The organism is Endozoicomonas sp. Z74, assembly GCF_057680865.1.
The window spans coordinates 1-19960 of sequence record NZ_JBLYZI010000067.1; the positions used below are offsets into that span (position 1 = coordinate 1).

Annotated in this window: 17 protein-coding genes; 6 read left to right on the forward strand and 11 right to left on the reverse strand. The window is 50.5% G+C overall.

From position 1 onward, the window contains the following. The first annotated feature begins 887 nt into the window (after positions 1–887). Entirely contained in the window at positions 888–2459 is a 1572-nt protein-coding gene (locus tag ACNRUY_RS17575) for a SulP family inorganic anion transporter (RefSeq protein ID WP_488112951.1), read from the forward strand. Positions 2460–2632: 173 nt separating this feature from the next. After that, positions 2633–3058: an Mpo1 family 2-hydroxy fatty acid dioxygenase gene (locus ACNRUY_RS17580; protein WP_488112952.1), complete on the forward strand. Its 426-nt coding sequence runs from the start codon at positions 2633–2635 to the stop codon at positions 3056–3058. A 15-nt stretch (positions 3059–3073) separates the two neighbouring features. Here ACNRUY_RS17580 and ACNRUY_RS17585 read toward each other — a convergent pair whose 3' ends face one another. The 3 genes from ACNRUY_RS17585 to ACNRUY_RS17595 form a co-directional block, all read right to left on the reverse strand. Further along, complete coding sequence (locus ACNRUY_RS17585; RefSeq protein ID WP_488112953.1) at positions 3074–3538, reverse strand: RDD family protein; 465 nt, start codon at positions 3536–3538, stop codon at positions 3074–3076. A 74-nt stretch (positions 3539–3612) separates the two neighbouring features. After that, positions 3613–5697 carry an ATP-dependent DNA helicase RecG gene (gene recG, locus ACNRUY_RS17590; RefSeq protein WP_488112954.1) on the reverse strand — a complete coding sequence of 695 codons (2085 nt, stop codon included), beginning with the start codon at positions 5695–5697 and terminating at the stop codon, positions 3613–3615. A gap of 72 nt (positions 5698–5769) precedes the next feature. Then, entirely contained in the window at positions 5770–6675 is a 906-nt protein-coding gene (locus tag ACNRUY_RS17595; protein ID WP_488112955.1) for a hydrogen peroxide-inducible genes activator, read from the reverse strand. Between the two features lie 132 nt (positions 6676–6807). Between ACNRUY_RS17595 and ACNRUY_RS17600 the strand changes: the two genes are divergently transcribed. Further along, entirely contained in the window at positions 6808–7668 is an 861-nt protein-coding gene (locus ACNRUY_RS17600) for an SDR family oxidoreductase (protein ID WP_488112956.1), read from the forward strand. Positions 7669–7730: 62 nt separating this feature from the next. On the opposite strand, the gene ACNRUY_RS17605 is transcribed toward ACNRUY_RS17600, so the two are convergent. The 4 genes from ACNRUY_RS17605 to ACNRUY_RS17620 form a co-directional block, all read right to left on the reverse strand. Continuing rightward, a complete protein-coding gene (locus ACNRUY_RS17605; protein ID WP_488112957.1) occupies positions 7731–8117 on the reverse strand; it encodes a RidA family protein in 387 nt (128 codons plus the stop codon). Between the two features lie 176 nt (positions 8118–8293). Further along, the gene (spoT, locus tag ACNRUY_RS17610) at positions 8294–10423 is read right to left on the reverse strand and encodes a bifunctional GTP diphosphokinase/guanosine-3',5'-bis pyrophosphate 3'-pyrophosphohydrolase (protein WP_488112958.1); all 2130 of its coding nucleotides are present in this window, start codon (positions 10421–10423) and stop codon (positions 8294–8296) included. A gap of 68 nt (positions 10424–10491) precedes the next feature. Then, entirely contained in the window at positions 10492–10743 is a 252-nt protein-coding gene (rpoZ, locus tag ACNRUY_RS17615) for a DNA-directed RNA polymerase subunit omega (RefSeq protein WP_488112959.1), read from the reverse strand. 202 nt (positions 10744–10945) lie between these two features. Continuing rightward, positions 10946–13261, reverse strand: coding sequence for a trypsin-like serine protease (locus ACNRUY_RS17620; RefSeq protein WP_488112960.1), 2316 nt, complete (start codon positions 13259–13261; stop codon positions 10946–10948). 352 nt (positions 13262–13613) lie between these two features. On the opposite strand from ACNRUY_RS17620, the gene ACNRUY_RS17625 reads away from it, so the two are divergent. Both ACNRUY_RS17625 and ACNRUY_RS17630 read left to right on the forward strand, forming a co-directional pair. After that, the gene (locus ACNRUY_RS17625) at positions 13614–15395 is read left to right on the forward strand and encodes an aminopeptidase P family protein (protein ID WP_488112961.1); all 1782 of its coding nucleotides are present in this window, start codon (positions 13614–13616) and stop codon (positions 15393–15395) included. Between the two features lie 201 nt (positions 15396–15596). After that, a complete protein-coding gene (locus ACNRUY_RS17630; RefSeq protein ID WP_488112962.1) occupies positions 15597–16889 on the forward strand; it encodes a hypothetical protein in 1293 nt (430 codons plus the stop codon). A gap of 97 nt (positions 16890–16986) precedes the next feature. On the opposite strand, the gene gmk is transcribed toward ACNRUY_RS17630, so the two are convergent. Next, positions 16987–17601 (reverse strand): guanylate kinase, encoded by a 615-nt coding sequence (gene gmk / locus ACNRUY_RS17635; RefSeq protein ID WP_488112963.1) that lies wholly within the window; start codon positions 17599–17601, stop codon positions 16987–16989. Between the two features lie 196 nt (positions 17602–17797). Between gmk and ACNRUY_RS17640 the strand changes: the two genes are divergently transcribed. Beyond that, complete coding sequence (locus ACNRUY_RS17640; protein ID WP_488112964.1) at positions 17798–18304, forward strand: DUF29 domain-containing protein; 507 nt, start codon at positions 17798–17800, stop codon at positions 18302–18304. A gap of 60 nt (positions 18305–18364) precedes the next feature. Here the strand turns inward: ACNRUY_RS17640 and ACNRUY_RS17645 are convergent, their stop codons facing one another. The 3 genes from ACNRUY_RS17645 to ACNRUY_RS17655 form a co-directional block, all read right to left on the reverse strand. Further along, the gene (locus ACNRUY_RS17645) at positions 18365–18637 is read right to left on the reverse strand and encodes a type II toxin-antitoxin system RelE/ParE family toxin (RefSeq protein WP_488112965.1); all 273 of its coding nucleotides are present in this window, start codon (positions 18635–18637) and stop codon (positions 18365–18367) included. Positions 18638–18639: 2 nt separating this feature from the next. After that, complete coding sequence (locus ACNRUY_RS17650; RefSeq protein WP_488112966.1) at positions 18640–18864, reverse strand: CopG family ribbon-helix-helix protein; 225 nt, start codon at positions 18862–18864, stop codon at positions 18640–18642. Positions 18865–18955: 91 nt separating this feature from the next. After that, positions 18956–19828 carry a YicC/YloC family endoribonuclease gene (locus tag ACNRUY_RS17655; RefSeq protein ID WP_488112967.1) on the reverse strand — a complete coding sequence of 291 codons (873 nt, stop codon included), beginning with the start codon at positions 19826–19828 and terminating at the stop codon, positions 18956–18958. Positions 19829–19960: the final 132 nt, after the last annotated feature.

The following is a 19960-nucleotide window of genomic DNA, read 5'->3' on the forward strand; positions in this document are numbered from 1 at the left end:
CATGAATTAACAGATATGTTCGCTTGCTCAATTAAGCATCTTAAGTAGTTCAAGACCGAAGTCTTGTTAACCGATGCAATCGCACAAGCGCCCACACGAATTGTCTGATATCTTGTTAAAGAACTTGATTAAGTCGTTGGGACTTAATCTCTAACCGGCAATGGTGCCGATCAGCAAGGCCGCCTATCTTACCGTGGCGGCTTTCGTTGTCAAGCACTTGTTTTCCGAAGAAGCAGAAGGCTTTCCAACTCACTGACGTTGGCCTCAACCCCTGTCAGCGGATGCGCATCTTACCGCGCTGCAGCTCGTTGTCAACCGGTCATTTTCGACACCGTTAAAAACCAACCGCACCTCCCATCAACGAAGCCGGCCAGCAATGAACGATTCGTTCCGCTGTCCTGACTGATGTCTTGGAAGTGGGGCGCATTATACGCACCCCAAGCGCTCTGGCAACCTGCGCAATATACCTATCCCACACACATCGGTTTCAACCACCAGGTATCTTCCGGCGAAAAAAGCCTTTCAATATATAGAGCCCCCTTCATCAACAGAAAACCAACGCTATCTATCAACAATTGCCTTTAACTGGGGGGGGCTTTAGAATTCGCGCCCACAACTACAAACGACTTTTCTGCCCAACTCTGTGATTCCCTCTCAACTGAAGTGGCTGCGGGACGCTAATAACATCATGGAAACAGAGAGCACAGCCCCCTCTCTTGATACAGCAGATCACTAACTGAACAAATCGCTTCTGAAATAACGCTGTTTTCAGTCAACGATCAGGTTTTGGACGAACCGGATAACGGCCGTTCACACTTGGGGAATGTCGTCTATAAAGACCCTATGAACATAAACGAGCTACAGGCTCTTTATAATGGAGAAACAATTTGTTTGAACCTCAACTCAGCCCTCAAGCAGGCAGAGCTGCCGCAATAAAGAACGACCTGCTTTCAGGTTTAACGGTTGCCCTGGCACTTGTCCCTGAGGCGGTTGCCTTTGCGTTTGTTGCAGGTGTAGAACCCCTGGTAGGTCTCTACGCAGCATTCCTGGTCGGCCTGATCACAGCAGCCATTGGCGGTCGACCAGGCATGATCTCCGGAGCCACAGGAGCCCTTGCGGTCGTGATGGTCAGCCTGGTGGCCAACCACGGCGTGCAGTACCTGTTTGCCACCGTTGTATTAATGGGGGTTCTTCAAGTACTGGCCGGAGTGTTCAAGCTGGGCAAATTTATCCGTATGGTGCCCCACCCGGTTATGCTTGGCTTTGTGAATGGCCTTGCGATCGTTATTTTTCTGGCCCAGCTGGGTCAGTTTGGCGTTCAGGGCGAAGCCGGCTGGTTATCTGGCACCTTCTTTGAAGGAAGTGTCATTGATGTCGCCTGGATGAAAGGCACAGCCCTTTATCAAATGCTGGGACTGGTGGCTCTGACCATGGCCATCATCCACTTCCTGCCTAAATTGACCACAGCCATCCCCTCATCCCTGGCAGCGATTATTATCGTCACAGGCCTGGCAATTGCGCTAAACCTCGACACCCATAGCGTGGGTGATGTTGCAGGAATTGCCGGAGGGTTGCCCTCTTTCAGTGTTCCATCCGTTCCATTCACTTTTGAAACGCTGGCCATTATTTTCCCCTACTCTCTGATTCTGGCCGCTATCGGGATTATTGAATCCCTGCTGACCCTGCGGATGGTGGATGAAATCACCGAAACACACGGCAGCAGTAACCGTGAATGTGTAGGCCAGGGAGTTGCCAATGTGGTGACGGGCTTCTTCGGAGGCATGGGTGGCTGTGCCATGATTGGCCAGAGCATGATCAACGTGAATTCTGGAGGCCGGGGTCGCCTTTCCGGCATTTCTGCCGCGCTCTTCCTGCTGGTTTTCATTCTGTTTGCCTCATCCCTGATTGAGATGATTCCCGTTGCGGCTCTGGTGGGCGTGATGTTCATCGTAGTGATCGGTACTTTCGAGTGGAGCAGCTTCCGCATTATGAACAAAGTGCCCAAAGGCGATGCTTTTGTATTGGTACTGGTTTCTGTCGTCACCGTACTGACCGATCTGGCTGTGGCTGTGGTGGTGGGTGTGATCGTTTCCGCACTGGTTTTTGCCTGGGAGCACGCCAAACACATCCGGGTGGAAAAGCAGGAAGATCATAAAGGGTCCACGGTTTATAAAGTCCATGGCCCACTGTTCTTTGGCTCCACCACCCATTTCCTGGAGCAGTTCTCACCCAAAAAAGACAACAAGGATGTCATTATCGATTTTGAAGACTCAAGGGTATCGGACCACTCTGGCCTGGAAGCCATAGATACTCTGGCAGAACGCTACATGAACAGCGGCAAAACCCTTCACCTGCTTCACCTTAGCCCGGACTGCCAACAACTCCTGAAAAAGGCTGGAAGTCTGGTCGAAGTGAATGTGATTGAAGATCCAAAGTACTTCGTTGCCACCAATGCCTGAACAGGCATAAACCGGCACATATGACCGGCAGGCGAACTGCCGGTTCATCTTCCTATCAAACAATATAGAACTATCGTACCAGTTTTTAGTTCTACCCCATTGCGGCTCAGTGTACCGGTTGGTAAAGTGGCTCCAGGTTTCAATAACAATAAATCAGAAGAGGCCAGTGACTCATGAAGACGATAGAGCAATGGTTTGCCGAATACGGAGAAAGCCACCAGCACAAAACCAATAAGCTGATTCACTGGATCTGTGTTCCCTCAATTCTGTTCAGTATTGTCGGGATGATCTGGGCCATTGAACCGGTGCTTGCCTGGATTGCCATGGCCATCAGCCTGCTGTTCTACTTTCGACTGTCTGTATCCCTGTCTCTGGCAATGATCGTCGTATTCTCATTTTCCGCCGCCCTTTCGGAAGGGCTTGGTGAGTATGTAATGCCTGTAAGCATTACGATTTTTGTGGTGGCGTGGATTTTCCAGTTCGTCGGCCACAAACTGGAAGGTAAAAAACCGTCGTTCTTTCAGGACGTGCAGTTTCTACTGATCGGCCCCCTGTGGTGCCTGGGCTTTCTGTTCAGAAAATTCAATCTGAGCTACTGAAAGAGTCCTGAAAATTCAGACAGCCTCTGGCTTGCTGACCTTAATCACCACCGTTCGGGCAATCTTGTCATGCCAACCCTGCTTCCTGGGGTCAAAAGCAATCCAGGCAAACCCAAAGCAAAAGGGAAGGGTGGAAACGAAGTAAGCCAGATAGCGGATCACAGACTGAGAAGCACTGGGTATTCTGCCTGTTTTTTCATCCACCACTTTCATGGATGTCAGCATTTTGCCTGGGGTAGCCCCCTTGAAAACCCAGAACAGCACAACGGCAAATGCCGGGAACAGCCAGTTGATCACCAAGTCCCAACCTCCCATCAACATACCCGCCTGACTTTCCGGAAACATTGAGCCATACAAGACAAACGTCAGAGGAAGGGTGACCAGCAGAACAAAAAGGGTATCCAGTAATGTGGCCCCTAAACGAAGCCAGAAGCCAGCGTATTCTATTTCCTCAGAAGAAAGCTCTGTATCATTCATCATCTTTGCCTGTGAACCGTTGATCTTATAATGATCAGCCAGAACGTTTTTTCTTGCATCAAAACCTGAAAATAAATTCAAACGCTGGCATAGTCCTCTCCTTTACCCAACCAGCGCAACAACAGAGGCTCGGCATTTTCAGGAGCCGTCCTCAATAGCATTTGGGCTGCTTCAGGTACGCCTTCCAATAAGTCCCGGTCTCTTTCCAGATCGGCCACTTTCAATTGTGCCAGGCCGGTCTGTCGAGTCCCCAGCACCTCACCGGGCCCCCGGAGCTCCAGATCTTTTTCCGCAATGACAAAGCCATCTGAAGAGTCACGCATCACCTGAAGCCTTTCCCTGCTCTGCTGGGAAAGGGGGGCATGGTACATCAGAAGACAGTGGCTGGCAGTACTGCCCCGTCCCACCCGGCCACGAAGCTGGTGAAGCTGGGCAAGCCCCAGCCGCTCCGGATTTTCAATGATCATCAGGCTGGCATTGGGCACATCAACCCCCACCTCAATAACGGTGGTGGCGACCAGAAGGTGCAAATGGCCCGCCTTGAAGGCGCCCATGACTTCCGCTTTTTCCGAAGGCTTCATTCGTCCATGCACCAGCCCTATGGCCAGCTCTGGCAGCATTTCCCGCGATTGTTCAGCCGTCACTTCTGCGGCCTGACATTGCAATGCTTCGGACTCTTCAATCAAAGTGCAAACCCAGTAGGCCTGGCGCCCTTCAAGGCAGGCAGAACGCAACCGCGCCATCACCTGCTCCCGGCGGTCATCACCAATCACCACCGTATTCACCGGTGTCCGCCCGGGAGGTAGCTCATCAATCACCGAAACATCCAGGTCCGCATAGGCACTCATGGCCAGCGTCCTGGGAATAGGGGTTGCCGTCATTATCAACTGGTCTGGGAGGCCACCATTTTTCTCCCCTTTTTTTCTCAGGGCGAGGCGCTGATGAACGCCAAAGCGGTGCTGTTCATCAATCACCGCCAGACCAAGCCGCTTGAAATCCACATCCTCCTGAAAGAGGGCATGGGTCCCCACCACCACCATGGCTTCACCAGATGCGATCTGATCAAGTGCCTCCTGTCGTTTTTTCCCCTTGGTTTTCCCGGAGAGAAAAGTCATGGAGATACCCAGAGGCTTCAGCCAGTTAGAAAAGTTGACCTGATGCTGCTCTGCAAGAATCTCAGTGGGCGCCATGACCGCTGCCTGGAAGTCATTTTCCACGGCCTGAAGCGCTGCCAGGGCCGCAACGACAGTCTTTCCTGATCCCACATCCCCCTGCACCAGCCGAAGCATGGGTTGCTCACTGGACATGTCCTGACTCAGTTCTTCCATGACCCGCTGCTGGGCGTCGGTCAGAGAAAAAGGCAGCATCTCCCGCATTTTACCGGTTAACTGGTTTCTGCCAGCCATGGAAAACCCACCCACGGAGCGAACTTTCAACCTTAACTTCTGGAGGCTCAGGTTGTGAGCCATCAACTCCTCAAAGGCCAGTCGCCGCTGGGCAGGGTGTCTGCCTTCCCCCAGAAGCACCGTTGACTCACTGGGAAGAGGGTGATGCAGCAACCGAACCGCATCAACCAGGGGCTCCAGCTGATATTGCCTGCGTATCGCCAGTGGCAGCCACTCCTGCAACGAATCCGGATGAGCCAGAAATGTCAGAGCCTGCTCACACAGACTGCGAAGCCGCTGTTGAGTCAAACCTTCAGTGGCCGGATACACCGGTGTCAGGGTTTCTTCCACCTCAACCGAGTCATCCTCTCTGATCACCCGATACTCGGGGTGGTACATTTCCAGCCCTGTGGAACCCCTGCGGGGCTCTCCAAAACACCGAACTTCTGCGCCCGGTTTCAGATTATTCTTCTGGGCACCAGTAAAGTGGTAAAAGCGCAAACTGATGGACCCCGTGCCATCACTGATGCGACAGAGCAGGCTTCGACGGCGCCCCATAACAATATCCGAAGCGGCGACCTTACCCTGAACCACCACATCCCCATTCAGTTGCAGTGAACCAATGGGAGTTACCCGGGTTCGATCCTGATAGCGCAGGGGAAGATGGAACAATAAGTCCTGTACACTCTGAATACCCATTCTGGCGAGTTTGTCAGCCATAGCGGCTCCGACCCCTTTAAGGGTTGTCACGGGGACGGCATTCAAAGACTTATTCACCACACAGTTTCCCTGGCTTTATTGCGTCATACGCGGTTCATCAAACCCATTTCACACACCCCCTAAAGAAGGTCAGACCACCGAGCAAAGCCTGAGTGCATCCGTCAACACATCCACGGCTTTTGGCCGGGGAAAACTGGCCCGCCAGGCCAGTGCCACAGTACGACCTGGAGCGGGTGACCGGAAAGGACGCGTACTGAGCACATTCGGTGCATAGTGACTGTCTACCACTGCAGACTGGGGCAGTACACTGATCCCCATACCAGAGGCCACCATGTGGCGGATGGTCTCCAGCGAGGTAGCTTCGATACCACTGCCATCCGAACCGGCGTCTTTTTTATTGGCCAGCATGGGACAGGCTTCAAGAATCTGATCACGAAAACAGTGCCCTTCACCCAGCAACAGCAACTCCTCTTTCGCCAGGTCTGCAGGATCAATTTCCTTCTTTGCCTCCCATGGATGCCCACCCGGTAATAGAACCCGAAATGGCTCATCGTAAAGAGGGCGGGTCAAAACATCCGGCTCATTAAAGGGAAGCGCAATGATGATGGCATCCAGCTCCCCCATTCTCAATTTTCTCCGCAACACCGCTGTGAAGTTCTCTTCGATATACAAAGGCATTTTGGGTGCAGCCTGGGCCAATTGAGGCACCAGGTGGGGGAAGAGATAAGGTCCGATGGTATAAATGGCACCAACCCGAAGCGGGGTACTCAACTGATCCTGTCCTGACTTAGCCAGTTGCTTGATGGCAGACGCTTCTTCCAGCACTTTCTGTGCCTGGCTGATGATCATCTCCCCCATAGGAGTGACCCTGACTGCATTTCGTGTCCGCTCAAACAGGGCAATGCCCAGTTCATCTTCCAACTTTTTCACACCCACACTCAGGGTCGGCTGGCTGACAAAGCACTTCCCGGCAGCACGGCCAAAGTGCTGCTCCTGGGCAAGCGTGACAATATAGCGAAGTTCTGTCAGGGTCATGATGGTATTGACTGCATTTAACCGGCTGGCGCCGACATGGATGACAACTATAATACTGTAAATTTATCCAGTATCACCAATTGGATACATTATGTTTTTTCCAGAGATTATATCAAGCAATAGATGATAGCTATGAACAGGCTCAACATATTGATCGTCGGTTGCGGAAAGGTAGGCTGTGAACTGGCCCGGCAGCTGATGACCATGAAATGCTTCAATGTCTGGGGACTAAGGCGAGATATCACTCGACTCCCAGCCGGTGTGCACCCCATTCAGGGCGATCTGACCCACACTGACCAGCTGGGTGAATGGCCAGATCGCATTGATTATGTCGTCTATGCCGCCGCCGCAGACAAGGGAACGCCGGAAAGTTACCAAAAGGCTTATGTGACAGGCCTGGGCAATACACTGCACCGGTTGAAAGCAGGGCTCTATTCACCCAGGCGGGTTTTCTTTACCTCAAGCACCAGTGTCTTCCATCAGAACCAGGGCGAATGGGTTGATGAAGCCTCTGCCACTGAGCCCGGCCGTTTCAACGGCCAGGCCCTGTTGAAAGCCGAAACGCTGCTGACTCAGTCAGACCTGGCCACAACCGCCATTCGTTTTGGGGGGATCTATGGCCCGGGCCGCAACCGGCTTATTCATCGTGTAATGAGAGGGGAAGGGTGCCCGAAAGAACCCGCTGTCTTCAGCAATCGGATTCACCAGAAGGACTGCGCAGGCATCATTGCCCATCTTATTCGCAGGGACATGGATGGTCAGACAGTGGACCCCCTGTATCTTGGCGTAGACAGTGAGCCAGCCCCAATCCATGAAGTGATCCAGTGGATGGGCCAGCAGTTGAACATCACTCTGGATCACCAGAGCCCAGCCCCCCAGCGAGGCAACAAACGATGCCGGAACCAGAAAATTCTTGATACCGGATACCGTTTCTATTTTCCGGACTATCAGACTGGGTACCGAGACCTTCTGAAAAACGAAGGCTTTTTATAAGCAGCAACGCCCGAGCTTCCCCTCACCGGGCGCTTGCTTGTCCCTCAAAATGACTTCAGCGGTTATTTCAGCTCAAGAATGGCTTCAATTTCTACGGGCACGCCCTTGGGCAGCTCTTTCACACCCACTGCGGCACGGGCAGGGTAAGGCTGCTGGAAGTACTCGGCCATCACCTCATTCACCTGGGCGAAGTTTGACATATCCGTGAGGAAAATCGTGACTTTCGCCGCGTCGTCCAGGGAGCCGCCTGCCGCAACAGCAATGGCTTTCAGGTTATCAAAGCAAAGACGGGTCTTGTCTTTAAAGTCCCCCTCAAGCAGTTCCATGGTGCCTGCAACCAGAGGAATCTGCCCTGAAATGTATACCGTAGTTCCGGACTTAACCGCCTGGGAGTAGGTTCCAATAGCCTGGGGGGCCTGATCGGTATTTATCGTCTGCCTGTTACTCATGATGGGCTCTAGCCTGCTGGAAAAAGGGTCAGTGACTAAAAACACGCTATGCCAGCGAACGGGTCACATAGCAAAAAGTTTTCTCGAAAAGCTTTTTCAAAGAACCTCGATACTAGGGACTGCGTGCTTTTTTTCAAGCACAGATATCATCTTTTGATCAAAGCTGTGAAGGGTAATCAGGATTCCCGGCGACGGGTAATGGAATGAACGCCTTTAATGACTCTCAGGCGCTTAATGATTCTGGCCAGGTGAACACGGTCCCGGACATTAAGGAGCAATTGAACGATGCAACAGCGGGAGTCCTGTTCCTCCATGCTGATTTTTTCAATATTGCCCTCGACCGCTGTGATCGTGGTGGCCAGTGAAGCGATCATGCCCCGGTGATGCTCCAGCTCAACATGGAGCTCCACGGTAAACTCACCAGAGACCTCTTTATCCCACTCCACTTCCAGAATTTTTTCCGGATTATGGCGAATTTCTCCCACATTAGGGCAGGTGTCAGTGTGTATCACGATGCCCCGTCCAGAGCTGACATGGCCCACCACCGGATCTCCCGGTATGGGGTAACAGCACTTGCCAAAACTGATCACCATCCCTTCAGAGCCGCGGATAGACAGCGGCTTCTCTGTATTTGAAAGGTCCAGCTGACTTTTATCTTCCATCAGGCTGCCCGGTTCCACCAGTATCTTGGCTACGATATAGGCCATCCGGTTACCCAGACCTATATCCTCCAGCAGCTCATCAAGGTGTTCCAGCTCAAACACCGACAGCTGTCTCTGGATGGTTTCTTCACTGATCTGTTCAAGGGATGTATCAAAGCTCACCAGCGCCTTATTCAGAAGGCGTCTGCCCAGGGCAATGGACTCATTTCTGCGCTGATGTTTGAGAAAATGGCGGATATTGGAGCGCGCCTTTCCAGTAGTAACAAAGTTCAGCCAGGCGGCATTGGGCCTTGCCCCTGGAGCTGTCACCACCTCAACAGTCTGGCCACTCTGCAGCGGCTGACTGAGCGACGCCAGACGTCGGTTGATCCGGCAGGCGACACAGGTGTTGCCTACGTCCGTATGGATGGCATAGGCATAGTCAACGGCGGTTGCCCCCTTGGGCAGCTCGAAGATATGCCCCTTTGGCGTAAACACATAGACCTCATCGGGGAAGAGGTCGATTTTAACGTTCTCAATAAATTCCAGTGAGTCACCGGCGTTTTTCTGCAGTTCCAGAACACCTTTCAGCCACTGTCGTGTTCTCGCATGACTGCCCGACAACGCCTCTTCACCGGATTTATAGAGCCAGTGGGCGGCAATGCCATTATTGGCCATATCTTCCATTTCCTGGGTGCGGATCTGGATCTCAATAGGCACGCCGTGCATGCCAAACAGGGTAGTATGAAGCGACTGATAGCCATTGGCTTTGGGAATGGCGATATAGTCTTTGAAGCGTCCGGGAATCGGCTTATAGAGGTTGTGAACAATGCCCAGGGCCCGATAGCTGCTGTCCACTTTATCCACAATGATGCGAAAGGCGAACATGTCCATGATGTCATCGAAGGACTTTCGCTGGTTCTTCATCTTGCTGTAGATGCTGTATAGGTGCTTCTCGCGACCCACCACGCGCCCTTTCAGGCCTTCTTCTTCAAGACGGGTCGCAATGGCCTGCTGCACCTGACTGACCAGGTCTTTCCGGTTGCCCCGGGCATTCCGGACCGCCTGACGAATCAACCGGGCCCGCATGGGATGCATGGCAAAAAACCCCAGGTCTTCCAACTCGGTCCGGAGTGTGTGCATTCCCAGACGGTTGGCAATAGGAACATAGATGTCCAGGGTTTCCTTGGCAATGCGTCGTCGTTTATCCGGCCTGAGGACACCCAGTGTTCTCATGTTGTGGAGACGATCAGACAGTTTGACCAGAATCACCCGGATATCCCTGGCCATGGCCAGAGCCATTTTCTGGAAGTTTTCCGCCTGGGCGAGGGTTTTGTTTTCGAAGTGCATGTGGGTCAGTTTGCTGACCCCATCCACCAGCTCAGCCACAACATCGCCAAACTGCTCGGCAATGGCCTGTTTTTCAATACCGGTGTCTTCGATCACATCATGGAGCATGGCAGCCATCAGGCTCTGATGGTCCATGTGCATGTCGGCAAGAATGGAAGCAACTTCCAGGGGGTGGATGATGTAAGGATCGCCACTGCGGCGAACCTGTCCGTCGTGGGCCTGTTCCGCGTAATAATAGGCCCGACGAACCAGGTTAACCTGCTCGGAATTCAGGTAGGACTTCAAGCGGCCGGCAAACTCATCGATGGTCAGCAAAGTCCGCTCCTCCCTCGCAGATCAACCAACACCTCTCGTGCTGCGCTCCTGGGCAGAACCAAAGATGTTTAGCTTTCTACACCGGCCAGGAACATGGCGGCTTCATCGTCATCCACAGTCCGCTCATCAACAGAAAGGGGGGTCACCAGGCCTTCAGCAATTTCACGCAGGGCCACAACAGTGGGCTTGTCATTTTCCCAGTCCAGCTTTGGGTCTTTACCACCAATGGTCAGCTGACGGGCGCGCTTGGAAGCGACCATCACCAGCTCAAAGCGGTTATCCACATTGTCCAGACAGTCTTCTACGGTTACTCGAGCCACATTTTACTCCATCAATCAGTCATCATTTGCCGGTTTGCCGGACCTTTTAGTTTACTTTACGGCCTGGGGCCAGACAAGCCTTGACTGGAAATGCCAGACTACATTGAACAAGTCAATTGAACCAATATGGAATCCGAAACATAAGCCCCAAAAGTAGAACATCCTTTTTTTTGTGCCCATAGGAGAGAAAGCCTCCCCCCCCTCAGTGTTCAGCCATCTCAACCATTTCATAGCTGCCTTGATTGGCTGAATCCGCACTTGCCCCTGGGTGCCCCTTCCTTTTGATTACACAATATATAACGACAGCAATACCCATAACAGTAGCGACAGACCCCGTTGCAACACCTGCAATAAAAGAAGGATTGTTCGCGTCTGCATCAGCAGTATGTCTTTCTCCATCTATCTGGCTTTCATATTCATCATGAATGAAAGTACTTACCGGCTGTGTTAGCCACTCAGAGTTTATTGGTTCGGTTGTTTTAATCACATCCGAAACCGACGCGGACACCTCGCTATTAGTCGAATTCGGCAACAAAGTAACATAATTCAAGGAACTCTCAGAAACCTCTATCAAAACAGGCTGGCTGTTTGTTACCTCTTCACTCACAGGGGGGGGCAATGTCGATGATATTTTTTTATAAAACGGGAGACAGTCATTTTGTATATCTGGATAACTCATATTTTTACCGGTTCTTGCATCATAAACAAACTTGACGCCTATCTTTACACACTCCCGCAAACAATCCTCATGATAATAAAAAAAATAACATCCCATTGATAAAATATTTTCTTCCGAGGGGATATGACTGCCATAGTCATCCCAGTTATATTTGCCGAACTCTGGATTGGATGGATCAGCAACAGTTTTGTCACATTCAATTAAGCACAGCCTATAAAAATCAATTTTGTCATTTCCATCATCTACCACATAAAATATTGCCCCTATATACCGATCAACCTCAAAACCAGTTGTTTTATTACCGCAAACTCCGTCATCGTCACAAACAAAATATTCATCAAAATCATACATATGATAAGGCTGATTTTTAACAATATCTACGTAACCCTGTAAACCACATGCCCCATCAAACCTAAACCGACTAGCCTTATAATCAACGAACAAAAACAACTTTTCATAACCAAGGCACTGCCAGTTTTGGTTACACTTATCACCAACAGGAATAGGATAGATATCGCCATTACAATCTTTATATAAAACCCTGAATAACTTTAGTGCTTTTTTTTCGTCATCTACCACAGCAACCACATCACCTAATCTAACATTGCTTGCACCCCCGTGATCAGAGAAAACTTCACTATCCTTGTAGAGTTTCCCTCCTACCTTTTTTTCTACATCACTAGTACAATCTCCACTAACCTCATTATAAATAACAGTACTATTTGATTCCAACACATAATAGGGGCTTGGCAGCTCGTTACCTAAATACTTAAAAGCTGCTTCTCCTTTACTAGAAATACAGTTACAGACATCTAAATCTAAAATACTCGAATCTGTCTCAAAATAATTTATCTCACTACCTATTCTGTCGATATCCATAATTATCCTCCCACCTTGAGATGTTAGAACTTTATTCTCACACACGGTTGCATCTAAGACTTGCCGAGCAATATGGATAGCATCATCTACAGAAAACTTAAGAACTTCCCTAACGATCCACCTCCAGTGCATAATGGTTCTTGGGTGCCACTTTTCTCCACTTATCACCCCAAGTAAATAAAAACCACCATCCTCATGAAAAAGAATAGATCCACCACTATCTCCTGGCATAATGGGAACTTTAAGATTGCCATTTAATGGCACAGTAAGAATCAAATAATCATCAAGCCTTTTAAAATCATGACTACTAGGGTTGTCATTAACAAAATTGCAGTTAAAGACATACTCTTCCTGAGAAACTCTTTTTTTGGGAAGACACTGATCCTTACTAGGCATCAGCAATGGATAAAACCTACCATAAAACTCAATGGGAATATAAGAGATTCTTTCTTCCATATCATTTATGCCTTGATAATATTCACCATATGTCATCTCTCTTTGTGCTGCATATCTCGTCTGGGCTTTACTCTTATCCCAACCCCCTGCTAATGAAAACGGCACTTTATTAAACCCATTACAACTCAAAGATGCGTTTAAATATTGATTCTCCTGAATATAACTTGGCAAAGATAGCACCGGATAGTCATCCCCAACCCCTTGATTTAAAACAACAATACCAATATCAGGTTCCTCTAGGTGTACTGAAAATTTAAACTTAGAAACTCCAGAATAAAACTGGCCTGTACGCTTGTGAAAGAAGCCAGGAGAAGAGTCACCTTCAAGGCAGTGCGCAGCGGTAATAACAACCCTTGAGGAAATCAATGCTGCCGAACAGGAAAAGTGTCCCATCGCCCAGCTGAAAGCACTATCGGCGGCACGCGTATTATTCACTCCTGCAATAGAGAAAGCCTCCAACGACAGAAAAGATAACAAAAAGATCGCCACATCGGTGCTTTTCATTTTTCTATGCATACCATTTACCAACCAAAGCATACAAGACAACTTATTTTAGAAACCATATAAATCCTGGTTCTAAATCGCAAAGACCATTACTGTAATCACCCTGTGCGATCAAACCATAATCAAACTGTTTAGTTGATCTACAAGCAAACATTGTAGATTTAAATTATATTTTTCCAATATTGTGTTTATATCACTTTCACCTTTAATACATTTTGTATGGACAACATACGGTCACCTTATATTTTATCCAAACATTTGCACCACTGACTTGCAAAGGTATAGTAGTAGATTCACTTGTGTCCCGGTTGCAGGGATTCACTCCTTGATCTGATGTCTGGAACAAAGCCAAATGCAAACACTCTCAAATAAACTGGCTGATCTTCGCGCTGCCATGGCAGCACGCTCTATCGACGCCTGGATTCTGCCGTCATCGGACGCCCATAACAGTGAGTATGTGGCCAGTCACTGGGAGGGCAGGGCATGGTTGTCGGGGTTCACCGGATCCGCCGGCACACTCGTGGTCACAGCCCACAAGGCTGCACTGTGGACCGATGGGCGCTACTTTATCCAGGCAGAACAGCAACTGGCCGGCACTGACATCACTCTGATGAAAGACGGTCAACCCAATGTTCCCACCCTCACAGAATGGCTCGGAGAGGAAGTCAGCGAGCAGGGAAGGGTAGGCTTTGACGGAGCTGTTGTCAGCCTGGATACCGCCCGCCACCTGGAAAAGAAGCTGGCCAGGAAAAACATCACCCTGGCTGCGGATGAGGATTTGCTGAACAGTGTCTGGCAAGACCGTCCAGCCCTGCCCGCTGAGCCGGTTTTTCTTCACGATGATGCTTACGCTGGTAAAAGCCTGACAGAAAAGCTGGGCGAGATCCGCGCTGCCCTCCAGGACCAGCAAGCTACGGATTTGCTGATCACCACCCTGGATGATATTGCCTGGCTGTTCAATCTCCGGGGTTCGGATGTTGACTGCAACCCGGTCTTTTTATCCTATGCCCTGATTGCCGCTGATTCAGTCACCCTGTTTATTAATGACCGCCGCATAGAAACAGAGGCCGTGGCTGCTCTGGAGAAAGCCGGTGTAAAGATCGCCCCTTATGAAGGGGTTACACACCATCTGGCCTCTCTTCCTGAAGAAACCCGCCTGCTTCTGGCCCCGGCCAACACCAGTTATAAACTGGCTGGCTCACTGCCCAAGGCGGTGGAAGTGATTGAAGGCCCCTCACCGACCACCCTGATGAAGGCCATCAAAAACGAGACTGAAATTCGCCGGATGTCAGATTGCCACCGTCGTGATGGCGTGGCCATGGTTCGCTTTATCCGCTGGCTGGAAGCCAATATCCCCTCCGGCCGGCTGAACGAAGTCAACATTGATGAAAAGCTGCTGGCCACCCGTTCTGAATCTGACCAGTTCAAGGGCGTCAGCTTCCCGGCCATTGTGGGCTATGCCGGCCATGGCGCTATCTGCCATTATCGGGCCGATGAGGCCTCATCCTACGACATTGACACCAAAGGCCTGCTGCTCATTGACTCCGGCGGCCAGTACCCTGATGGCACCACGGATATTACCCGCACATTTGCCTGTGGCGACCTGACAGAGGAAGAAAAGCGGGATTACACACTGGTGATGAAGAGCCATATCGCTCTGGCCACAGCCCGTTTCAAGAAGGGCACCCGGGGCATCCAACTGGACGCCATCACCCGACAACCCCTCTGGTCCATGGGTCTGGACTACAACCACGGAACAGGACATGGGGTCGGTTTTTTCCTGAACGTTCATGAAGGCCCCCAGAGCATCAGCACCAAGTGGCTGGACGTTCCTCTCCAGCCCGGCATGTTGATTACCAATGAGCCCGGCATGTACCGAGATGACAAGCACGGTGTCCGTCTGGAAAACATCATGCGGGTCGCAGAGGACGTGGAAAATGAGTTTGGAACCTTCTACAAGCTGGTACCACTGACTCTGGCACCTTTTGATACCCGGCCACTGGTAATGGATTTGCTGACAGAAGCAGAAAAAGAGTGGTTAAACGACTATCACCAGCTGGTTCAGCAAGAACTGGCTCCTTTGCTGAGCGGGGAAGACGCCCAATGGCTTAAGCAGGCAACAGCAGCCATTTAATCCCACCACCCATTGTAAAAACAGAAAAAGGCGGGGGAAGTGACTTCCTCCGCCTTTTTTATCGTCAATGACACTGACCATATGGTTAGTTTATTACTCAAGCATCACTGCTACAGTATCCCTCCAGAGAAAAAAGAACCGATATTGGAACAAAACATCCTTCGGAAATAGGGCTGAACAGGAACTAGGGAGGGCATAACAATGGCAACATTAGGAATGCGTCCAGCGGTAGTTGAAGAAGTTACCGTTCCACGCCCTGCATTGGTGGATGCCAAGCCACCAGCCCCTGTCAGTGCACCTGAAACAGCCCGTGACCGATTCCAGCGCCTGGTTCGAAGATTAATGGTGGTTATTCGACTCATGCCCAGGGATAACGTCCAAGCCAACCAGGCCCCGGCCAGATCGATAATGCATGACATGAATGTGCAAACACCGGGCAGTCCATCAGAAACAATTCCCCCAATCAACGGAAGCCAGCCTTTCGCAACCTTCTGGCAGGATAAACAAAGCAGTCATACCTTTGGGGACACCGTCAGCCATCGATGGGTGGTTAAACAGCAAGGGGGGCTCCCGGAAGAGTCATGGCACCTGAAAACACCGGGAAAAGAAGCGAGCACTGAGCGCTTCAAACGCTTTCTTCAGAAAATGATCTACTGGGTCACTGGAAAACCCTACAAATCCAGCTACTTCGATGACCACCAGTTACTGACTCAACGGGAAGTTCTGGCCGCCAACGTTTACAAGACAGCGATGCTGGCCTCACCCGATGGCGCTGCCCAGCAGTCGGACAGCATGAACCGTTTCAATGATGAATACGAAGTTGGCTACAGTTTTGATTCTGGTGACTCTGATCATCAAGCTTCCCACTCCATTGCCGCCCGGCACCTGAATGGTTATGCCGATGCCAGTGAACTGTTTTCAGAAGCCGTTTTACCGAGCCTTGGCGACTTCGTTGAAAACTTTGATCCTGTCACCAATCTGGTGATACGGCGTTTTCTTCTGGGGGACGAGGACTGCCTGAAGCCTGAAAACTATATGTTTTCCAAAATAAAAGAGAGCGATGGGAGAATGAGGATCAAGCTCTGTGCCATTGATTTTGGAATGGGGTTTTATAATTGTTTTGATCTTCCAGATGACTGCAGCCTGGAAACATTCCAGCAGCGCCTGCTGACCCCCTCCTGGAAGCACACCCTCCAATACTGGGGAAAACCGACCCTTCTGACACTTCTTGAGAAAGAAGATGACCAGCGGATTCAGGACCGGATCAAGAACGCTCTGGGTAAAATAGCCAGCATGGATGACCAGACTTTGAGAGCCCTGGCCGGCCATATTCATGATCCACAAGTAAGAGGGGCCATGCTGAAAATTCTTCAGTTCAAGGTTCAACAGGCAAAGGCTATTGTCAGTGATACCGGCTGGCCGGTTTGCCCAGGTCCGGTGAGTCACGGAAGAAAGGTTATGAACAGCATCAGAACCAGACGACACAGTATCTGACCGGGCATCAATTGCCTGTGGATGTGAAAGGGCAAAGACATCCAGTCATCCACTGGGTGTCTTTGCTGACTCTTTTACTGAGCGCGCGCTGAAGATATCAGCCCAGAAGCCCTTTAATCAGATCCGCCTTGTAGTGCTGCATCCAGTTAATGGACAGCCTCTGGCTACGGATAATGGTCTGAAGGTCCCGCAGGGCTAAATCAAACTCATCATTAATGACCAGGTAGTCAAACTCTCCGTAATGGGACATTTCACTGACCGCCTGGGACATCCTCCGTTCAATAATAGACAGGTCATCCGTCGCCCGGCCAATCAGCCGCTCCCTCAGCGCTTCCTGGGAAGGAGGAAGAATAAAGATGGACACTGCATCGGGCATCAGCTTGCGAACCTGCTGAGCACCTTGCCAGTCAATCTCAAGAATGACATCCTCACCTTTTTTCAGCTGCTCACGGACCCAGTGCTCTGAGGTCCCATAGTAGTTGCCAAATACCTCTGCATGCTCCAGAAACATTCCCTGGCCAAGCATATCCTTAAAGCGCTCCACAGACGTGAAGTGGTAATTCACACCGTCCTGCTCACCAGGGCGCATATCCCGGGTGGTATGGGAAATCGAAACCCGGACATGGGGCGTCGATTCCACCATTGCCTTGACCAGGCTGGTTTTGCCGGCCCCTGAGGGGGCGGCAATAATGTACAGTTTGCCAATATTCATGAAAGCTCCAGGGCAAAGTCGCTGTCGAAACCTGGCCACGGTTGACAAATAAGCCAGGGTTCAGCAATTACCTTATTGTATGTTCTGGCAGCACATTTGAGCCAGAGGGTTATACAGAAACTCGCTTGCTCGGCAGGCAGGGCAGAAAACCGGGCCATGATTCTCCTGAAAAGCTGTCCTAGAATGGAAGGCAGTGATGAAAAGGATTCAGGCAATGGAAAACATCAACAATCTTTACGAAACCGACTACGCCGAGTGGGCCGAACAACAAAAAGCACTGCTCAAGGCCGGGCTGTTTGACCAGCTGGATATTGACAACTTGCTTGAGGAGTTGGACGAAGTGGGTGGCAATGCAAAGGACTCGTTGGAAAGCTGGCTGTCGACAATGATTGCTCACATCCTGAAGTATCAATACCAAACCCGGTTACTGAATCCGGATATGCCAGAACCTTATAACTGCAAAGAGTGGCAGGGAACAGTGTATCGAAGCCGCAACAATATAAACCGTAAACTGAGAAAAACCCCCAGTCTGAAAAACTATCTTCCGAAAGTGCTGGAAGAATGCTATCAGGAAGCCGTAACCATGGCGGTAGACGAAATGAAACCCTACCTGCAAAAGCACCAGTCCATATCGGCCCAGGATTTTCCAGAAACCTGCCCGTGGGAATACGAGCAACTCATGCAACCCGACTGGATGCCCTGAATCTTTCCAGGAAATCCGGACTCAGGAAATGCCTTTCCATTGACTCTATGCCTGCTCCTGTCAACGCTTCTGTTTTTCGTGAAAAATACGGAGGATCAGCAGCTCTCTGGCCGTGAGGCGGTAGTAAATCAGATAGGGTGTACCCACCACTTGAATTTTTCGATATCGCCCCTGTTTATGTCCTACCAGAGGGTAGTCCTTCAGTCGGTCAAGATTGAATTTAATGGTTTCAAGAATACGACTGGTTACAGCAGGGTTGTGTTCATCAAGCCACTCAGCAATCTCGCGATAGTCATTTCTGGCCGCAACTGTGAGACGAACGCGGACGTCCATATTTATCGTTCTTCTTTCAAGAACTGATCAAGGTCAATAGTGCCCATCTCACCGGACTCAACGGCAGACAGAGTGTCCTTGACCTGTTGCATTTGCCACTCCTCGGCATCCAGATAGTCCGTGACCACTTCCCGGATCAATGTGGATACATCTTTTTGCTGACTGGCGGCCAGCCGCCCTAGACGATCCAGATCCTTCTGTTCAAACCGGACATTCTTGATTTTCATGAGTGGCTCCTGAATCAGCTAACGACCATTTTGTATATCGAAAAGATATACATAATAGTCGATGACAAATGCCCATAACGAAAGAAAAACATCACTCAATATTCTGGACTTGTTCCCGCATCTGCTCGATAAGGACCTTAAGGTTCACAGCACTCTGGGTCAGCCCGGCATTAATGGATTTGGAAGACAACGTATTGGCCTCACGGTTCAGCTCCTGCATCAGAAAATCCAGTCGCCGGCCAATGGCACCCTGCTTTTTCACACTGGAGAGGGTCCTTCTGACTTCCCCCACGTGAGTATCCAGCCGGTCCAATTCTTCATCCACATCCATTTTCTGGGCAAGAATCACCATCTCCTGCTCCAGCCGCTCCGGATTCAACTCCTGTTTGGCTTCCTCAAGACGCTCCAGGATTTTCCGGCGCTGACTGTCAAGAATCTCAGGAAGCACCTTACGCAGGCTAACCACTTCCGCCTCCAGAGTCTGAAGCCTTGACTCAATGAACTTTTCAAGCTCGCTGCCTTCTCGCAGGCGCATGTCACTCAATTGCTTGATGGCTGCCTTGAAGCCTTGCAGTGCCGCTTTATGCACCACCTCCGCTTCCGTTTCCTCACTGGTTTGAACACCAGGCCACTGAAGGATCTCCAGGGGGTTGACCGCAGAAGTTCGATCAAACAAGCGCTCAACTTCACCGACTGCCGATTTCAAGGTTTCCAGCAGTGCAGGGTTCAGTTTCAACCCCTGCTCATTCTCGGTCAGTTGATACCTGAGGGTGCATTCAACTTTACCGCGCTTGAGCTGGCTGCGAACGGCTTCCCGAAGGGCTGGCTCTATTTCACGAACCTGCTCAGGCAACCGGAAATGAGGTTCCAGGTACCGGTGGTTTACTGAACGGATTTCCCAAACCAGGCTACCCCAATCCTCCTGAACCTGGACCCGGGCGAATGCGGTCATGCTGGACGTCATGAAATACTCTTTTGTAAGTGGAAGAATTACATCCAATTATTTCAGAAGTTTATCCACAAAAGAAACCGCCATAAGCCGAAATGGCGGAACGTCCATGGTAAATATCAGCTGTTTGCCCGGGTGAGAGCGGTT